11 protein-coding genes are annotated in these 20150 nt (G+C 37.6%); 3 read left to right on the top strand and 8 right to left on the bottom strand.

The features are described 5' to 3' along the window. Window positions 1-156 precede the first annotated feature (156 nt). Together H344_RS0101590 and H344_RS0101585 are read right to left on the bottom strand one after the other, a co-directional pair. A complete protein-coding gene (locus H344_RS0101590) occupies window positions 157-2013 on the bottom strand; it encodes a RagB/SusD family nutrient uptake outer membrane protein (RefSeq protein WP_026808684.1) in 1857 nt (618 codons plus the stop codon). A 20-nt stretch (window positions 2014-2033) separates the two neighbouring features. After that, window positions 2034-5231 (bottom strand): SusC/RagA family TonB-linked outer membrane protein, encoded by a 3198-nt coding sequence (locus tag H344_RS0101585; RefSeq protein WP_026808683.1) that lies wholly within the window; start codon window positions 5229-5231, stop codon window positions 2034-2036. 614 nt (window positions 5232-5845) lie between these two features. Here H344_RS0101585 and H344_RS19530 point away from each other — a divergent pair. The 3 genes from H344_RS19530 (at window position 5846) to H344_RS0101565 (ending at window position 9633) form a co-directional block, all read left to right on the top strand. Beyond that, window positions 5846-7153: an erythromycin esterase family protein gene (locus H344_RS19530; RefSeq protein ID WP_084148716.1), complete on the top strand. Its 1308-nt coding sequence runs from the start codon at window positions 5846-5848 to the stop codon at window positions 7151-7153. 186 nt (window positions 7154-7339) lie between these two features. Continuing rightward, window positions 7340-8287, top strand: coding sequence for a hypothetical protein (locus tag H344_RS0101570; protein ID WP_026808682.1), 948 nt, complete (start codon window positions 7340-7342; stop codon window positions 8285-8287). A gap of 365 nt (window positions 8288-8652) precedes the next feature. Further along, on the top strand, window positions 8653-9633 hold the full coding sequence (locus H344_RS0101565) for a glycosyltransferase family 2 protein (protein WP_026808681.1): 981 nt from the start codon (window positions 8653-8655) through the stop codon (window positions 9631-9633). Between the two features lie 162 nt (window positions 9634-9795). Here H344_RS0101565 and H344_RS0101560 read toward each other — a convergent pair whose 3' ends face one another. The 6 genes from H344_RS0101560 to H344_RS0101535 all read right to left on the bottom strand — a co-directional run bounded on the left by H344_RS0101560 (window position 9796) and on the right by H344_RS0101535 (window position 20149). Next, complete coding sequence (locus tag H344_RS0101560) at window positions 9796-10074, bottom strand: FoF1 ATP synthase subunit delta/epsilon (RefSeq protein WP_026808680.1); 279 nt, start codon at window positions 10072-10074, stop codon at window positions 9796-9798. 67 nt (window positions 10075-10141) lie between these two features. Next, on the bottom strand, window positions 10142-11650 hold the full coding sequence (gene atpD, locus H344_RS0101555; protein ID WP_026808679.1) for a F0F1 ATP synthase subunit beta: 1509 nt from the start codon (window positions 11648-11650) through the stop codon (window positions 10142-10144). 190 nt (window positions 11651-11840) lie between these two features. Further along, window positions 11841-13466: an SGNH/GDSL hydrolase family protein gene (locus tag H344_RS0101550; protein ID WP_034256001.1), complete on the bottom strand. Its 1626-nt coding sequence runs from the start codon at window positions 13464-13466 to the stop codon at window positions 11841-11843. Window positions 13467-13483: 17 nt separating this feature from the next. Beyond that, window positions 13484-16231, bottom strand: a complete 2748-nt coding sequence (locus H344_RS0101545; RefSeq protein ID WP_026808677.1) for a TonB-dependent receptor — start codon at window positions 16229-16231, stop codon at window positions 13484-13486. Between the two features lie 243 nt (window positions 16232-16474). Further along, entirely contained in the window at window positions 16475-18322 is a 1848-nt protein-coding gene (glmS, locus tag H344_RS0101540; protein WP_026808676.1) for a glutamine--fructose-6-phosphate transaminase (isomerizing), read from the bottom strand. A 126-nt stretch (window positions 18323-18448) separates the two neighbouring features. Then, window positions 18449-20149 (bottom strand): DUF4270 domain-containing protein, encoded by a 1701-nt coding sequence (locus H344_RS0101535; RefSeq protein ID WP_026808675.1) that lies wholly within the window; start codon window positions 20147-20149, stop codon window positions 18449-18451. Window position 20150 lies beyond the last annotated feature (1 nt).

Below are 20150 nucleotides of genomic sequence, written 5' to 3'. Positions count from 1 at the left end.
CTTATTAAAACTTAATAAAACCTCCATTCGTTACTGTTTAATTTAACGCAGCTTAATGGATAGTTACAATGACGTAAATTAGCTGAATTTATGGATATAAAAAAAGACCCAACTTCATTTTATAGCTATTGGGTCTTTTTACGATATTAGGTTATTCTATTCATAGCCCGGGTTTTGAACCAAACTAGTATTAGATTTCAATTCGTTATTATTTATAGGTCTAAAATAAGATTTATCTAACCATAATCTATTTTCAAACCCAGGATCCACAATCCCTGGAACATACGAATAATTGTAATTATCAGGGTCATATTTGTACTTAGTAACCTGTGCACCCGGTTTTAAAGTTCCTGTAATTTGAATTATTCCTGCTGGAGCCCCTAATGTAGTAGGCGCAATCATCCAACGCCTAGCATCATGGTATCTATGTTCCTCAAAGGCCAACTCTAATCTCCTTTCGTTTCTATATAATTCCTTTAGGTCTTCGCCAGACTCTGTAACCGCTGGCAATCCAACCCGGAAACGTATTTTATCTAACCATGCTTTTGCTTCAGCCTCATCCCCATCTGCTTCTAAAACTGCTTCTACATAATTCAACACTAACTCAGTTTGCCTAAAGAATGGCCAAGGAATAGTTTGAAAATCAGTTTGATCTACGAATGCAGGATCTGGCTCTATAAACTTCTTAAAATAATATCCAGTTCTAGTACCATTCCAATCTTCAATAGGCCCTTGTCTTGTATCTAAACCAAAATGGGTAGTTACATTACCATCAGTTCCTATAATATCATACTGTCCAGTTTGTATTTGATTTGCTGGATCTCTATCTGCCGCATCAGCTGGTCTCGGTTTCCAGTCTGCACCATCATATAAGATTGAAGCATAGAACCTAGGCTCCCTGTTTTCATATGGCATACTACTATGATCTGGATCATCCCAATCAAATTCAGACCCATCACTCATAGCATAAGCATCAATTAAATTTTGAATTGGCGTATTTCCAGCCCAGTTATGATAACCATTTGGCCCATTAAAAAGTCCAATTTGCCTACCAGGACCGGTTGATTCTACATACTGTCTTTCCCAGATAATATCAGCTTCACCTCCATTACGTGCCAATGAAATATTTAGATAGTTTTGCTCCCCTTCTTCTAACGAAACCGGAGCAGAAAGACCCAATTTATATCCTGCATTAGAGTAATCCAATGCTGCTTTTGCAGCATTCCTAGCTCTTGTCCATCTTTCTTGTTGACTGCCAGAAGTATATCCAATCAATTCTGGATTAGAATACCCTGCAATTAAGGAAGAATTAGCAGATGCCGTAGAATTGTCATATAAATCACTTGCTGCATACACTAAAATACGTGATTTAAGTGCTAGTGCAGTAGCAGCATTCGCTCTACCGGATTCCATATTTTTCCCATCCAACAATTCAAAGGCTGCATCACAATCGGCCACTATAAAGTTAACGGACTCCTCAAAGGTATTCCTTGGAATATTAAAATCAGAATCTAATGTAAAAGGCTCATCAGACAATGGCACTCCACCATAAAAACGAACTAATTGATGGTAATAGTATGCTCTAAGATACAATGCTTCTCCTAGCAAACGCTCTCTTAATTCAGTGTTCTCTAAGCCTCCTTCATTTAAATTTTTAATTGCAATATTTGCAGCTCTGATATAGCGATACATATTACTCCATTCATGAGTATTATTTATCCAGCCCGTATCATTAGAGTTAGCACGCGATTCGTTTACTGTATTTATCCCACGACCTGTATGGGTGAAAATTGCTTCATCTGAAAGCGAAGCCAACATTTGCTCATCAAATCCACCGGCTCCTAGTCCATTATACACCCCTGTAACTGCTGCTGCAGCCAACCCTTCATCTGTCCATACACTTTCCTCGGATACTTCACTTAATGGGGTGATATTAACAAAGTCATCGTTACAACTTGCCAGAAAAGCAAATGCCGATATTGCCAATGCGTATATTATTTTTCTCTGTTTCATAGTTTTAGCTTTCATATATTTTAAAATCTTACAGAAAATCCTGCGCTAAGAATTGTTGAATTAGGGTAATCTCTTCCATTTGCACTAGTCCCCTCGGGATCAAACAAAGAATCTGTAATAGTAAAGAGATTTGATCCATTGATATAAAATCTAAATTGTTCCAAACCAATCTTACCAATAATATCTTCCGGAAAGCTATAACCCAGTTCTATATTCTTTAACCTCATATAATCGGTGTTTTGTCTCCAATACGTATTCCCGTTACTATAGTACTGATCAGCACGATTAGTAATTCTCGGATGCGAACTGCTAGGGTTATTAACTGTCCATCTATTATTATAAATACTTAATGGATAGTTTCCTATAGTCCCAGATTCGTTAAAGTTTAAAAATACCTCACCTCCTGTAGCTCCTTGAAAAAGCAAACTAAAATCGAAGTTCTTATAATTTGCAGTTAAGTTAATACCTCCCTGAAATGTAGGGTTAGAATTCTTATCAGTCCTAAATCTGTCATCTGGAGTAATTTTACCATCACCATCGTAATCCAATATTTTCATGTCTCCAGGTCTAAGATTATTAACAAGTGCGGTATAATCCAAAGTTTCTGCATCAATTTCTTCTTGGGTAGCAAAAACTCCATCATATCCATAAACTAAGTTTGAGCGAATTGACCTTCCTGTTGCGCGTTGCCATTCTGGCGAACCTTCCGCTTCATCATTAAAGATAATTTTATTCTTAGCATATCCCCCATTAAGACTTATGCTATAAGAAAAATCACCTGCATAACCGTTATACCCTAATATAAAGTCGAATCCTTTATTCTCTACCTCTCCAAAATTTTGCCTTGGGGGCGTAATTCCAGAAAGTGCTGGTAGTGATGCTGACGGAGTAGTTAAAATATCCGTTCTTTTATTTAAAAACCAATCAAATTCAAGATTGAATTTATTTTGTAAAAATCTGGCATCTAAACCAACATTTATATTTGTTGCAACCTCCCAAGTGATAGCTGGGTTTGGAACTTTAGACTCACTGATAGTAGTCACCTCAGCATTATTTATAACATAACTTCCAAAACCGTAAGTAGCTAAATATTGATTGGAAGGAAAATCTGCATCATTAAATTTATCATTACCTAATTGCCCCCATGACCCCCTTAATTTCAAGAAATTAAGAAAAGACTCATTATTTAAGTTATCAGCTATAAAATTCTCTTTAGTAACTACCCACCCTGCAGAAAAACCAGGGAAGAACCCATATCTTGTTTCCTCAGGGAACAAGTACGAACCATCATATCTCCACAAGAATTCCATTAGGTATTTTTCTTTGAAATCATAAGAAACACGACCAAAGTAGTTCAATCGAGATGCTTTATCAGAAGAACCTCCATTATCTTTTTGTAAATCTCCCCCAGCAAAAAGATCATCAATTACCGGCGAAATAAAAAATCTTCTATAGGCATTAAACCCTTCATATTCTGTAGTTTCCTTACTAACCCCTGCTAAAACTAAGAAGTTATGATCCCCTATAGTTCGCTTATAAGTAGCATTAGCACTTAACAAAATGTTTAGCGTGTTACTAGAATATTGCGTTAAGTTTGGCTCCGCTGGACCTCTCTTACCTTTCACTAAATCTGGTAGACCATCGCCTCCCAAAGAATTACCGTCCCAAGTATATAAGTACCACGGGGTTCTCCATACCTTTCTATTTGCAAAACTTTTATCAATGGCTGCGGTTGTTTGAACGGCCAAGCCTTTCACCCATGGAACTTCAATATCCAAGGTAGCATTAGATTGAAAGTAATCACGCTTTTCTCTATCATATCCTGTTTCACTAGTTGTAATAACAACTGGATTTTGTCCATTTTCAATATCTGGACCCGGCAGACCGTTAGGCCAAAAAGCAGGTTCGGTTGGCCGCCCACGAGTAAGCATTCTAAAAATAGCTCCTGCACTTTCAGTAGGATAATGTCTGTATTCTTCTCTTCCCAATACTCCTAGGCTAAGTTTAATGCCTTCGGTAATTTTAGCATCTAAATTTACTCTGATATCGTATTGTTCATAACCAGTAGCTGAATTCTTATAATAGGCATCCTGCTTTAAGTATCCTAAAGATGTGAAGTAGTTAAAATTATCACTCCCACCTGTCATTTGCATAGTGTGTTTCTCTTGGGACGCTCCCCTTTTAAAAGTTTCGTCAAACCAATCTGTATTTGGGTGTCCCCACGGATCTTCACCATTAGCAAAAAGCGCAATATCCTCTGGGGAATAAATTGCGTTTCTGGTAGATCCATCTGGTCTAGTATATGTACCAGAAGAGTTAAACCCTGCAGTAGCACCCGCCCATTCATTTACCGGAAGATTATATATTTCCAATTCATTTCTCAGTTCGGCGTATTGTGGAGCATTTGCCAATTCTGGAGTCATAGTTGGCTTTGCCCAACCTTGATTAGAAGAATAAGTAATTTGAGGTTTCCCACTCTTACCTCGCTTAGTGGTAATTAAAATTACCCCATTCGCCGCTCTCGCACCATATATAGCCGCCGAAGCATCCTTAAGGACAGAAATGTTTTCAATATCCGCGGGATTTATTCTACTTAATCCACCATCCCTATCTGGAATACCATCTACAACAACCAATGCACCTGTATTGTTATAAGTATTAGTTCCTCTAATCCTTATAGCTGCATTGTCAAAACCTGGCTCTGCACCAGATTGTTGAACAAACAATCCTGCCACCCTACCAGATAAGGTATTAGAAAGGTTTACTGATGGAGACTTCACTAGTTCTTCTCCTTTTACAGATGAAACAGATCCAGTTACAGTAGCTCTCTTTTGTGTTCCATAGCCCACAACAACCACCTCATCTAAACTAGCGACATCTTCATTCATCTCAACATTTAGCTCCTGTTGACTGTTTACGGGTACTTCCACAGCCTTGAAACCAATATAACTGAATCTTAAGCTTGTATCACTATTAGATAAAGTTATTTGATAATTCCCATCAAAATCAGTGACAACACCATTAGTAGGCTCGTTAACATCTACAATAGAAACACCTGGCAATGGCATTTTATCCGAAGCAGCAGTAACGGTTCCACTTACAGTTATTTGTTGACCAAAAGCTGTTGTCACCGAAAAACCACATAAGAGAAAAAATAACCCCAAACACCAGACATTTGAGATTACACTTTTCTTTTTAAAAGAAAGTTTGTTCTTCATAATAATTTAGTTAGTCGAATTGGTTAATTAGTTAATTAATTGCTAAATGTACTAAAATTAACTTAAAATTTACAATCCATCACCATATTCTAACAAAGTGTAAAAATCCTGTTAATTATTAAGAAAATTACATCATAAACACCTTACTTACAGTATATTAAACTGCCAATACTTAAAATAAATAAGTAAACAAACTCCTGAAATTCTGACTAAATCAATTAATTTCTTTAAAAATAAACGTAAGAATTACGCTTAAAATTTATCATAATATGGATATGATAATGTAATAACAATAAATTTTTAGTGGTAGATGTGGTTCAATTTATGGAGTACTAATCATCCTAACAGACCTTGATTAAACGCTATAGAAGATTAAAAAAATTAAATCCCAAGATGAGATGACAAAAAGGCTTTCTTTTCCTATTTTAGACAATACCGGTACTACTGTAAAGCCTTTTCAAATATCTATTGTAAAGGTTTCTGTCGGGGTAAAACTCCGAAAGAGTGTTGTACGACCCCAAGATTAGCCTGTACACGGGCACAAACAAAACCTTGCACCTTCGCGACCTTCATAACTTGACAACCACCTTAATAATGGTTACATTCATTTACCTATGAATGTACTAGAAATGAAGTTCCTTTTTAAAATCTTGTTGTTTTTTAGCTTTGTATCGTGTAATGCGCAGCTGCTTGCAAAAAAAGCAATCTCCCTTGATGGAGACGCCAGTTTAGACCAACTAATTTTAGCTGCTGCCAACAAGGAATTAGTCTTATTAGGCGAGGCCAGCCATGGTACTCACGAATATTACCTGTGGCGCGATAAAATTAGTCGCAGGTTAATAGCAGAACAGGGGTTTAGCTTTATTGCCGTAGAAGGCGATTTTGCTAGCTTATACCATCTTAATCGTTATGTAAAAAACTTGGACGGTGCCGCCAACTCAGCAAAAGAGGTTTTATTACAACTTAATAGGTGGCCTACCTGGATGTGGGCCAATGAAGAAGTGGTGGCACTAGCAGAGTGGCTCAGAAAACACAATGACCAATTACCACAAGATAAAAAAGTTGGCTTTTATGGTATGGATGTGTACGATGAGTGGAACTCCAAAAAAGTAGTATTAGACCTCCTAAAAGAGACCAATAAAATTGCTTATAAATACGTAAAAGAACAATATAATTGCTTTGCGCCCCACAAAGGAGATAGTTGGACGTATGCCCGTGCAGTAGAAGCAGGAAAAAATGCATGCACCTTGGCTACTAAAAATGTTGTGGAGTATATAAGAAATCATCCTGAAAACTTTCCAGAGCTTTCCAAGGACACCTATTTTTATCTACTTCAGAATGCAGTAGTTGTTCATAATGCTGAAGAGTTTTATAGAGAAAGTGTGGCTTCATCAGGCAATGTTTCATGGAATTCAAGAGTTCATCATATGCATGGAACCGTTAATGAGCTGCTAACCCTATACGGGGAACACTCAAAAGGTATAATATGGGCTCATAATACTCATATTGGGGATGCAGAATATACTAATATGAGAAGATCTGGCGAGAAAAACATAGGACAACTAAGTCGCGCAGACCTTGGAAACGAGAAGGTGTTTTTAATCGGTTTTACCACTTATGAGGGGAAAGTTATTGCAGGATCCAGTTGGGGTGCTAAAATGCAGGAAATGACTATTCCTCCCGCAGTACCCAACAGTATAGAATATCAATTAAATACCCTTGGCCTGGAAAAAATGTATTTAATTTTTGACCAAGAAGACCGCAAGGAAAAAAACTTAAAAGTAACTGGGAATAGAGCGGTAGGAGTAGTGTATAACCCAAAATGGGACCAAAGGCAGTTTGTACCTACCATAGTGCCTATGCGTTATGATGCATTGATCTTTTTTAAAAAAACTACTGCGGTGCACGCATTAAGAAGGTAATCCCTCGATCCTATTTAGCAGCAACCCTAAACAATACAACCAACTGTATTTCTGCATATTGGTTTAGAGATATTTAGTCAAAAAGATAAGGTTTTCGTAACTTCCCTACTCCGGCAAGTCTTATTACCGCCCCATTAACCAACAAACCAAACATTACAAAACCACCCTATAACCAAGTCCACTAAGATGAAAATACTTCTTATCTCTAACCATATTATGGGGTATATGAATGTCCCAAAACTAGCGTTGGAAGACTTGGGGCATGATGTGGATATCCTCTATTATGGTAAGTCTCCTCTAATGTTTAAATACAAAAGCTTTGGTCAACGCACTATTTCCTTTCTTAGAAAAATCAATGGCAATTCCATTAAAAAGAAACATAGAGAAAATACTATTAAAGAATTCACAGCTTCCTTAACTTACGACAAGATTTTGATTACCCATCCACAATACCTCAATAAAGATACCCACCAACATCTAAAGAGTATTACTAATGATTATATTGTTTACTTATTTGATGGCCTAAAAAAAATGCCCATTCAAAAACAATACACTCATTTCTTCGATGAAGTTTTCAGTTACGAACCCGCCGACTGCGAAAAATATAATTTTAAATTTATCACCAATTTTATTCCTTCGGAGCGGTTTAGAAACTCTGAAAGTTCCCCTAGCCTATTTAATATATCCTCCAAGGACGTTAGATACCCCAAATTGAAGAAACTAGCAGAATACTGCCACCGAAATGGCATACCCGCACAATTTATCCTATTCTCAAAAAAACCTCTTAAAACCTCCTTATTTAAGGTAATACATTCCAAAATAGATATTCAGGAAATAGATATACACCTAAAAAAGGTAACCACTTTTGTAGACATACAACGCCCAGAACAAAAAGGCCTAAGTTTTAGAGTCTTTGAAGCGATTGGCAATGAAAAGAAATTGATTACCAATAATAATGACATAAAAAAATATCCTTTCTACAATCCTAACAACATTCATGTAATAGATATTCAGAACCTACATATTCAAGAGGAGTTTCTAAGTACTCCCTATCAAAAAATAGACAATGACCTCTACCATCAGTACACCGCAAAGAAATGGGTGAAGGATATATTAAGCTTACCATTAATATAGCTTCCACTCCATCCTTAAAAAAGAATGCTACAAGTTCTTATTGACCCTTTAAAAACACCCATAACACGAGTACTAAAGGCATCCATTAAAATTTGCGACTGCTTACATTATTTATAACTCCCATTATCCTTAAACTTCCCATTATCTCACCTCCATCTTCGCCCTCTGTTTCTTAACGCCAATAAATCCTATTATAAGTGAGTCCTAAATAAAAGAAAAGCTATTTCATAAGGGCGCAAGGCAAAATATATGGTATTATAGCTAGAGTTCTACTAATCTAAAAATCAAAGTTTTTAAACTTAGTTTCCAAATATAGTCGGCTACTACTGTGTAAAGATTGTTATTTTTGCCCAAAAATTTAGGATATGCCAAAAGCCTCTGTTATCATTATCAACTACAATACTGCCAACTTAACGCTGCAATGTCTAGAGTCATTCTGTTCATTTTATAGCGAAGAATTATTTGAAGTGATTCTTGTTGACAATGCTAGTAAGGCATCCGATTATAAACATCTTAATCATCAAATAAACCTACTTTATCCCAAGGTAAAGCTTGTAAGAAGTAGAATTAATTTGGGATTTGGAGGTGGTAATATGTTTGGCGTTCAACACGCTACCACACCCTATTATGTATTTGTAAATAGCGATGTTATTTTTATTGAAGATTGCTTATCTCCAATGTTACGGTTTTTAGAAGATAATGAACAAGTAAGTATTGTAGGGTGTAACTCTATAGATGAAAACAACCAACATCATAAGCCATTTCATTATAAAATAGATTTATGGAGTGAAATTTTTGGAGATGCTTTTTTAAATACGCTAGCTCCTAAAAAATACCCCAATAGAAAAATAAATTACACTGAGGCTATGCGGGTTGGCTCATTTCAAGGCTCTTTATTTGTTACAAAAGCTTCCGATTTTGATGCAGTTGGCGGATTCGACACAAATTTGTTTTTGTACTACGAAGAAAAGGATTTATCGTATAGGATAGAAAAGCAACTAAAAAAGCAAGTATATCTTTTACCACAATATCAGCATGTACATTTGCAAGGAAAAAGCACTGCACCATCTTTCCTAATTAGTAAAGAATTAAAAATCTCACAATTCTATACTATTAAAAAACACCTTCCTTGGTTAGTGTATGCCATATTTTATTTGTTTCAAATACTACAATGTGGAATAAAAGGAATTTTTAGCAGTAAAAACAGAAAATATACCCTATTACTACTAAAAGGCATCAGTGTAGCTGACTCTTTAAAACATAAACAGGTAATTGCTCAAAATAAAGATATACCTACCTTACCGTCTCAAAAAATTGAGTTTATAGTCTCCAGGATAAATAGGTAGATACCCCAAAATCGTTAATAATACAGCACTATCCCCCCCTCTAATGGATATTAAATAATTAAGCTAAAATTATATACCCGTGATGTAGCAAATCATTAAACATAAAAAAGCCATGCAGTTTGCATGGCTTTTTTATGTTCTATAATTATTATTGGATTAAAATTAATCTGCCAAAATAATTATTCTATTATTCTTCATTTCTACGGTACCACTGGTAATATGCAGAACGGTATCACCGTTGGCATCCTTTGTGAACTTGCTTTCATAGTTCTTATCAACAGTCACATTACCTTTAATCTTTACATTACCCTCTTCTAGAAGAGAAATAATAGGTGCGTGATTATTCAACATTTGAAACTCACCTTTTACACCAGGTACTGTTACCGCTGTAACTTCTCCAGTAAATAACGTAGCCTCTGGGGATACAATTTCTAAATACATATTTTATAGTATTGAGTATTGAGTATTGAGTATTAAGTTGTCTACCAACTGCCTACTGTCCACTAGTTTACGCCTCGGCAAGCATTTTTTCTCCTGCTTCTATAGCCTCTTCAATAGTTCCTTTTAGGTTAAAGGCAGATTCTGGTAGGTGATCTAATTCACCATCCATAATCATATTAAACCCTTTTATGGTTTCTTTAATATCAACTAATACCCCTGGGATACCGGTAAATTGTTCTGCCACGTGGAAAGGCTGTGATAAGAAACGCTGAACACGTCTTGCTCTACCTACTGCCAATTTATCTTCTTCAGACAATTCTTCCATCCCTAAGATGGCAATAATGTCTTGTAATTCTTTATATCGTTGCAACAACTCTTTTACTCTCTGAGCACAAGCGTAGTGATCATTACCTAAGATATCTGCTGTTAAGATCCTAGAAGTAGAATCCAATGGATCTACCGCTGGGTAAATACCTAACTCTGCAATCTTACGAGACAATACCGTAGTAGCATCTAAGTGAGCAAACGTTGTTGCTGGTGCTGGATCCGTTAAGTCATCCGCAGGAACGTAAACCGCCTGTACAGATGTAATAGATCCTCTTTTTGTTGATGTAATACGCTCCTGCATAGCCCCCATCTCTGTTGCCAAAGTTGGTTGGTAACCTACCGCAGATGGCATACGACCTAATAGTGCTGATACCTCTGAACCTGCTTGGGTGAAACGGAAAATATTATCTACGAAGAATAAAACGTCTTTCCCTTGTGCTTCCCCAGCACCGTCACGGAAATATTCCGCTATAGTCAATCCAGAAAGAGCTACACGTGCACGTGCTCCAGGAGGTTCGTTCATCTGTCCAAAAACGAAAGTTGCTTTGGACTCTTTCATTGCTTCTTTATCTACTTTGGTAAGATCCCATCCGCCTTCTTCCATAGAGTGAAGGAAATCATCTCCGTATCTTATAATTCCAGACTCCAACATCTCACGTAATAAGTCGTTCCCCTCACGAGTACGCTCTCCTACTCCTGCAAATACAGAAAGTCCACCGTGTCCTTTTGCAATGTTGTTAATCAATTCCTGAATCAATACCGTCTTACCAACTCCAGCACCTCCAAATAAACCAATCTTACCACCTTTTGCATAAGGCTCAATAAGGTCGATTACTTTAATACCAGTAAATAATACTTCGGTAGAAGTAGAAAGATCCTCAAACTTAGGAGCATCCCTATGGATAGGAAGACCATCTTCACCCGCTTTAGGCAAATCTCCAAGACCATCGATAGCATCACCGATTACATTGAAAAGACGACCGTAAACTTCGTCACCTATTGGCATTTGAATAGCACTACCTGTTGCTTTAACCTCAACACCTCTACTTAAACCATCCGTAGAGTCCATAGAAATTGTCCGTACGGTACTTTCCCCAACATGGGATTGCACTTCCAATACTAATATTGATCCATCTTCATTTTGGATTTCCAAAGAATCATATATTTTTGGAAGGTCTGCTCCAGATTGAAATTCTACATCCACAACCGGGCCGATGATTTGGGAAACTTTACCTGTAACTTTAGACATTACTTATGTATTTAATGTTGTAAATTATTAATTCGAAAAACGTTTAGGCCATCAAAAACTACCATGTCATTTTTTCGCGCTGCAAAGATATATTTTTTTAATTAAACAAAGAAGGGGGATTAGAACGTTTTTTACATATAAAAAAACACCTCCGTAAAGAAGGTGTTTTTAAACGATTGTTTTTCCTAATCTATTGTAACATTGGACTGTAGTTTGTAGGGTACACTCCCACATCTGCTTTTACTTGCGCCTCTATAAAATTAGAACCATATTTTGCATCCATAGCTTCTAAAAATTTATTGGCCATGACTGCATAACCCCTAGAAGTTAAATGAATGCCGTCTAACCCAACTAGTCCACCACGCACCAATGCGGTAGTAAATATAAAATCACCTTCTGAAATTCCTTGGGTTGCTGCTTTTTGCAAAATACCCTTGAAATCTACCATAGCAAGCCCTTTAGCATCAGCTACGGATTGTATGGTAGCATTATAAGCATCGGTTGCTGCCTTTATCTCTTCTTGTTCACTAGGAAGGACTACCCATTTGTCTACCAATGGTAATGTTATTCCTTCTATAGAAAATTGTCCTGCCAGTTCCTGTGAAAGCCCCTGCCCCATTAAAAAAGCTACTGACTCCGAATTTACTTTACCTATTATACTACTACTTTTTAACACCAATAAGTCTTCTGCCGTAGCCTGTCTAGTTTGTCCATAAGTGGTTCCCAATAAATTAGCAACTAGCGGAGCAGCCTGCGCCGGTAACCCAAACTGTGCAATAAATGCAGGAAAAGTTGGACTAGCCAATAATGCTCCTGTAATTTGAGCAGAAATATCAGCAAGGGTCTCATCTCTAATAACTACTGCACTAGCAGCGGTTTCAGAAAATACCACTTTACGGTTAGGCTGTCCTACCCCCTCATAAATCTGGTTTATAGCTCCAAAAATAGAATTTAATAAAGGTATTTGCGGACCGAAATCGGGATTTGTAGGATCTAGAGGATTATGTGGAACAGTTGTAAAATGAGGCAATGAGGTTATATAAGGCACATTAGTAACCACACCTTTAGCACCATTAGCGGTAAGACCATCTACCAATGCAGCAAAGGATGCATCAAATACCGAAGTAGGCGTAATAGGGTTGTAACTAGCTGCATCAGTATTGCTCTCCCCTCCAGAAAGTGCATATCCCAAAACATCATTACCACCAATTTCTGAAAGTGTAAAAAAGGTAGGATTTTGTGCCATTGCAAGTTCCAATACTGAAGCATTTGGTGTTGTTCCGGTCATCCTCACAAAATAGGGATTCGCAGCAGCTGGGAAGTTAGCAAGGTTACCATAGCCTGGAGCTAAAAAATGAAAGCTTTTTGCTCCTGGCACCCCTAAATTATTGAATGGACCTGTTGGGTTGTTAATCGCAATATCCGTAGTTACAGTAATTGGACCTATTAAAGACTCTATAGCTACAGGCCCTGCTCCTCCAAAGACAAGCCTTGGATCAATAATTCTATTTCCTGCTACCGCCAAGCCACCAAAATTATCGTTAGCTAATGGTTGGGTAAAATCCCCGCCTCCACCTTGACCAAATTGCTCTGATAGAATCTTTGGAAATGATTTTTCCTGTGCTGCTTTAAATAAGGCATTATCAGAATAACCCGCCGTAAAGCTAGCACCAACGGCCACATAAGTAGATAAATCTAGTTCCCCAGTAGTGAGCTCAGGGACAGGCACCATAACCTCGTCGTTGCTGTCGTCATCACTGCAAGCGGTAAACCCGATTAGGATGGCGGACAATAGTATATATTTTATATTTTTCATTGTAGAATTCATATTTGTTAGTTATTAATTGTCCAAGACACATAATACATAGACCCTATATGGCCTGTACCAATTGCTGTAAAATACTCATCACCTAAAACATTAGACGCCCCTGCTTTAAAGGTAGACTTTATACTAGGAACACTAAAGTTAATCTGCGCATCCAACGTATGGTAAGAAGGGATCTGACCATCGCCAAAAGTTGCCTGCCAATAATAGGTGTCATTCCATCTCCACGCCACATTAAATCCGAAATTCTTGAAAAGGTCCGTATTTCCAAAATTAGCCTTCACCTTATGTTCGGGCGTATTAAAGTTGGTCCTAAAATCTGGAAAAGCTTCTTGATCAAAATCTTGCTGGGTAAAAGTATAACTACCTCCTAAATCAAAATTCCCCAAAATCTTGGTAGAAATCCCTATAGACCCCCCATAAGAATTAACGTTAGCATCCGAATTGGTATAGGTTTGATACACTTTATAGTCCCCATTTGCAATAGCAGCTACAGACAGCCCATTGTCGCCAACCTCACCGTAAAACGGAGCTATAACATTCTCTCCAGAGATAAAATCTTTATAAGTGCTGTAATAAACACTCATATCTACAACAGTGTTTTTCAGCTTCCCTCTATACCCTATCTCAGCAGAACTCACTTTTTCTGGGGTTACCAAATCCGAATTTCCTATCTCTAAGACAGCGGGATTTTCAGTCGCTGCAAACTCCTGAACAGAAGCTGCTAGATAAGAGTTATTATAGGCTGCTCCTCCAGTCTGAGTTACCGTTGCTGGCTGACCCAATAATTGACCAGAGGCACTTACGTTATACGTTCTAGAATACCTATCTAAGTTAGCAGGAGCAGATCCCACTAAGATTGCCCTACCAGCATCCAATCCAATAAATAGATCTTGGGTAGTTGGATTCCTAAATCCTGTCTGTACGGAAGCCCTAATATTGTGATCACGGTTAATGGTAAAGCCAGCTGAAATACGTGGAGACAAGAATCCATCAAAATACTCAGATTTGTCATAACGGGCAGACCCTGTCAATTTTAAAATAACAGCTTCACTTAAGTCAATTTGCTTTTGCAACTGAGTATAAATACCAAATTCGGAATATTTAATGCTTCCATCATAATCCGTGTAGATTGTTCCAAACGAGTTTAGATCATACTTTCTATAAGATCCTCCCACTTGCACATCTACAGCATCCCATAAATGAGAAAAATTGTAATTGGCATCTGCATGATAGTATTTAGAAGCATCTCTAAATTGAGAACCCTTACTGAAATCTGGATCCTTAATAACCTTATTAAAAGTAGATTGAAACTCCGGTGTTCCCGGGATTAACCTTCCCGTTTCTGCTTTCGCCCTCGCAGCAGCATGCGCCTCCTCATCTGTAGCTCCAGTTAAAGTTGCGCCAGCATACGTATTTATATAGTCACTAAACCATTGTTCATCAGATTTCCATGCCCTGTTGATGTTGATACCGGTAAAAACCATATCATAAGAATCTCCAGCTTTATCGGCAACCACATATCCCCTAAGAAAGAAGTTATCGTTCTTTACCTCTAACTTATGCTGTTGCTGTGTAAAATTATTGAGGTTATATCGGTTGGTTCCCTGGTATATAGTTGCTCCTTTACCAATTTTACCTACATAGGCAATTTCAAAATCATTCCCCCATGGCCTATAATAAAGACCCCAATCTGCCTTAACACTTTCGGCTTTATAATCGGTTAAATCGCGCTCTTCATAACCCGTCCTACTTACTACAACGTCTGGAATAATCCCAAGACCTCCAGAAGCTGCCCGGATATTGGTTGACACCTCATCACCATATATATTATAACCATCATAATCTAAACTAGCTCTAGTAGCCCCTGTTCCAGGTTTTCCAGAGTAGTCAACAGCAGCCCAATCTACACCTCGCAAAGAAGAGAAATTAACCTTCCCTGCGAATTTCTCACTAAACTTTAGCGCCGCACGGATTCCAAAATCGGTATAAGCATTGTCCCCTGAAGCATCTTGTGAGGTAATCCCCCTTTTGGCATAGGCGCTTATTCCTGAATAGTCGAACGGACTTTTACTTCTCATAAAAAGAATACCATTAAAGGCATTCGCACCATATAGAGCAGAAGATGCTCCGGGAAGTAATTCTACACTTTGCACATCGGTCTCACCCATCCCCACTAGGTTACCAATAGGGAAGTTAAGCGCAGGAGTGGAGTTGTCCATCCCGTCTACCAACTGCATAAAACGGGTGTTCGCAAAGGATGCAAACCCCCTAGTGTTAATAGATTTAAAAGTAAGACTGTTAGTGTTAATATCTACACCTTTTAAATTTTCTAATCCGTCATAGAAATCAGCGGAAGCCGTATTTTTTATTTCTTTTAATCCAAACCGCTCTACGGTAACGGGGGATTCAAAAATACGCTCTGGAGTTCTAGAGGCAGAAATAACCACCTCATCCAAACGCGTTTGCTCTTCGTTTAAGACTATGGTTACAGTCTGATTAGTTTGAGTTATACTTACCGTAGTCGGCACAAAACCGATACTAGTAACATTAAGTGTGAACGGAGGCTCTTCACTGGTGTTCAAAGTAAATTTACCATCAAAATCGGTCACCGTGCCTATTGCCTTTCCTATAATTACTAGGTTAGTCCCGGGCACGGGAGCATTATTCTGGTCCACCACTGTTCCACTTATACTTGTTTGGGAATAAGCGAACACTCCAAACAGTAAAAAGAATAATAGAAGGGTAGTTCTCATAAGGTTTTTAGGTTAAATTATCATTAAAATACGTCAATATGTATTTAGCCAATATACATATATTTTTAAACCAACTCTAAGAATTTCAATTAAATTATGCATGCATAGTAATTATTTCTTAAAAAAAGGACAGCTAAAATCACTAATCTCCAAAAAGAATCATTGCACAAACAAAAATCCATAAAACATTGTGGTTTTTTACACTATGCCCTATGGATTAAATACCTATTTATAATACAATTATTATTCTACCGTAACAGATTTTGCCAAATTACGTGGCTGATCTACATTACACCCTCTCATTACCGCAATATGATAAGACAATAATTGCAATGGGATAGTAGTTAACAAGGGAGTAAGATTCTCCAAAGTTTCGGGAACCTCAATCACATGATCTGCCAACTCCCTTACCTGCACATCACCTTTTGTTACCACTGCAATAATCTTTCCTTTCCTAGACTTTATCTCTTGAATATTACTAACAATTTTCTCGTAATGCCCTTTACTTGTAGCAATTACCACTACTGGCATATGCTCATCTATCAAGGCTATTGGCCCATGCTTCATCTCGGCAGCAGGATACCCTTCTGCATGAATATAGCTAATTTCTTTAAGTTTAAGCGCCCCTTCCAATGCTACAGGGAAGTTATAACCCCTCCCAAGATAAAGACAATTGGGGGAGTCTTTGTAGACATCAGCGATAATTTCTACCAAGGGATTGGTAAGCAAAACCTCTTCTACTTTCGCGGGTATTTGCTCTAATTCTGTTAAATATTCATGGAAGCGAGTGTTATTAAAGACCCCTTTTGCCTTTGCCAATTTTAAAGCCAACAGTGTTAAAACGGTAATCTGAGTTGTAAAAGCTTTTGTAGAAGCCACTCCAATTTCAGGACCCGCATGAGTATAAGCCCCTGCATCTGTTTCCCTAGCAATAGAAGATCCTACAACATTACAGACACCGAAAACAAACGCTCCTTTTTCTTTGGCAAGCTTAATTGCTGCCAAGGTATCTGCAGTTTCTCCCGATTGAGAAATAGCAATAAGGACATCGTTCTCCGTAACTACGGGATTTCTATACCTAAATTCAGACGCATATTCTACCTCCACTGGTATCCGTGCCAAATCCTCAAAAATATATTCGGCCACTAAGCCGGCGTGCCATGAGGTACCACAGGCTACTATTATAATCCTATTGGCATTTAAGAATTTTTCCAGGTTCTCATCAATACCTGCCATTCTTATTAGCCCCTCCTTTGCTAGGAGCCTACCTCTATAAGTATCCAAAATAGCTCGGGGTTGCTCATAAATCTCCTTCAACATAAAATGCTCAAACCCGCCTTTTTCTATCTCCTCTAAGTTTAACTGTAACTCTTGTATAGAAGGATAAGCTATGGAGTTGTCCTTAATTTTTCGCAGTTTTATTTCTTTTCCCAATCGGATAATAGCCATTTCTTCATCCTCCAAATACACCGCATTATTGGTATATTCAATGAAAGGAGAGGCATCAGAGGCAACGAAAAATTCCTTCTCTCCTATTCCAATCGCTAAAGGGCTTCCCAATTTAGCTACCACAATCTCATCTGGCTTCTGCTTATCTATTACCGCAATAGCATATGCACCAACAACCTGATTAAGGGCTATCTGAACCGCATGACCTAGTTTTACATTTTCCTTTCTCTTTACTTCTTCAATAAGATTTACCAGTACCTCGGTATCAGTATCAGATGAAAAGACATACCCCCTATTAATAAGCTCCTTTTTTATAGCATCATAGTTTTCTATAATCCCATTATGGATTATAACCAGATCGCCAGAATTAGAATAGTGAGGGTGAGAGTTTACATCATTTGGAGCCCCATGTGTTGCCCATCTAGTATGGCCAATACCTAAATTCCCTTTTAAAGAAATGGAGCCTTCAGCCTTCTTTTTAAGGTCGTCTACCTTCCCCTTTGTTTTCGACAAATTAATTTCTTCTCCATCAAAGAGTGCAATTCCTGCGCTATCATAACCCCTATACTCTAGACGTTGAAGTCCTTTTACTATAATCGGATATGCATCTCTATACCCTATATACCCTACAATTCCACACATATTTTTTTGGTTTAGTTATTTACATAAAAAAGGTTCACTGTAACAAATATAATCGCTTGTTACAGTAAACCTTTAGATTTTCCGATAATTAACCAAAAAAATACTCTAAGTGGTACTTTTTTTGCCCTAATTAGCTTTAGTATAAAATATTTCTAGTTGTAATTTTCTGTTTTCTTGTCCGTTAGGCACATTTTCACTACCAATCAATACAGTTCCAAAAGGATTTATAATAGACATCAACGGCACCCTCTCTTCACTATCATCCGCCATTAACGCTTTCCTAGCTGTAGTCATCCTTATATCTGAAGTAACTGTAAGATTAAGTGCAGCATTCGCAGAGTCTCTTACAACAATATCATTGATTAAATTGGTAATCCTAATTTTATATCGATCGCCCTTATTATCCTCTTGATAGAGTTTACCATCATAGTTGGTAATATTACCACTAGCCATGTCATCCTGACTCTCCAAAAACGGATTGTATACAGGACTCCCATTTTCTTTATAGAGATATAAAACAGAGGGTTCAATTGCATTTGGAACAGCATCTAGTGTACTCCTATCCACATAAAACACAAGGTTAGCCTCATTAATTATCCAATTATTGTCTTTTATTTGATTGATAACCTCTGAGCCATCAACCTCATCAAAAAGCTTAATCTGCGCATAACTCCCTGCACCTCCCTTAATGTATAACTTGGAAGCATTGTTTCCAGTATCCATAGCATCTAATATTTCAGATGGGTAGGCAGCATTATTAAAAGTATTTATAGCGTTTCCAATGACACCACCACTTTGAGCATTCCTACTGATTAGAGACAATAGAAAATCCTTTTCCTCCTTTATTATAGTATCGTCTGATGAGCTGGTAACACTATCATACTCATAAGTAATAGTAATATATCCCTGAGTAAGATCTAATAATAACAATATATCATCTGGAATAGACATGTGGATTCCTCTGAAAAACTCCACGAAGTTAGCCTGACTGAATAACTCCTGACTACCCTCCTTATCTAAGATATTTGCTTGAAAAAATGCTTTATCTAAAGGCACCTTTATCCCCGGAGGTGTTCTTTTTGGCTCCTCTTCAGACTCATCTACATCTTCTGTAGCGGGATCATCCTCTACAAACTCTAGACTATCCTCATTGGAAATTTGGACTTCCCCATCAAACAATACATCAGAAACAAAATCTGGTGAAAATTGTTGATTAGAATAATAAGGCTGTGCTTCCTCAAATCCACTATTCGGGTCTAAATCTCTTAAAAAATAAGTGGATCGCTCTACCTTAAACCTAAAAGGCACGTCTCTATTCCCAAAAATACTATCTAAATCAAATACTCTTGGTTGCCTATTAGGAGGAGTACCATCTGCAAGACTATCTTTTGCCTCTTCTCCATCCCTTTCAGAATAAGGACTTACCAAATAAGGAATATATAGATACACCTCTTTCACTGTTTCATTCTCCTTAACAGTAAGGTTACTACCATCAGTATCGGCATTTGCTTCTACTTGAGCCGAGTACTTTCCAAAAACCGGATTGGCAGATGAAAGCTGTACTTGGGTAGTGATAGTTGCTTCAGTTGCCCCATAAATTGGGTCATTATAATTACCTATCTGATAAACAGGAATTCTATTAGTCCTTACCGCTCCTACCTTTTTGTTATATGCAAAAACATCGAATACCGCTTTGTTAGCAGTAAACGGTTCATCGCCTACCACTCCGCTACCTAGCGTGGTAATATCCTCTTCACACGATATAAAAGTTGCTGAAAGCAGCAGACCCAATACCGCTGATAAGGTTAATCCTTTCCTTAAATTCATT

Source organism: Arenibacter latericius DSM 15913 (assembly GCF_000424985.1).
Lineage (GTDB): Bacteria > Bacteroidota > Bacteroidia > Flavobacteriales > Flavobacteriaceae > Arenibacter > Arenibacter latericius.
The sequence above is the reverse complement of the archived record's forward strand: the minus strand, read 5'-3'. Positions and strand labels throughout refer to the sequence as shown.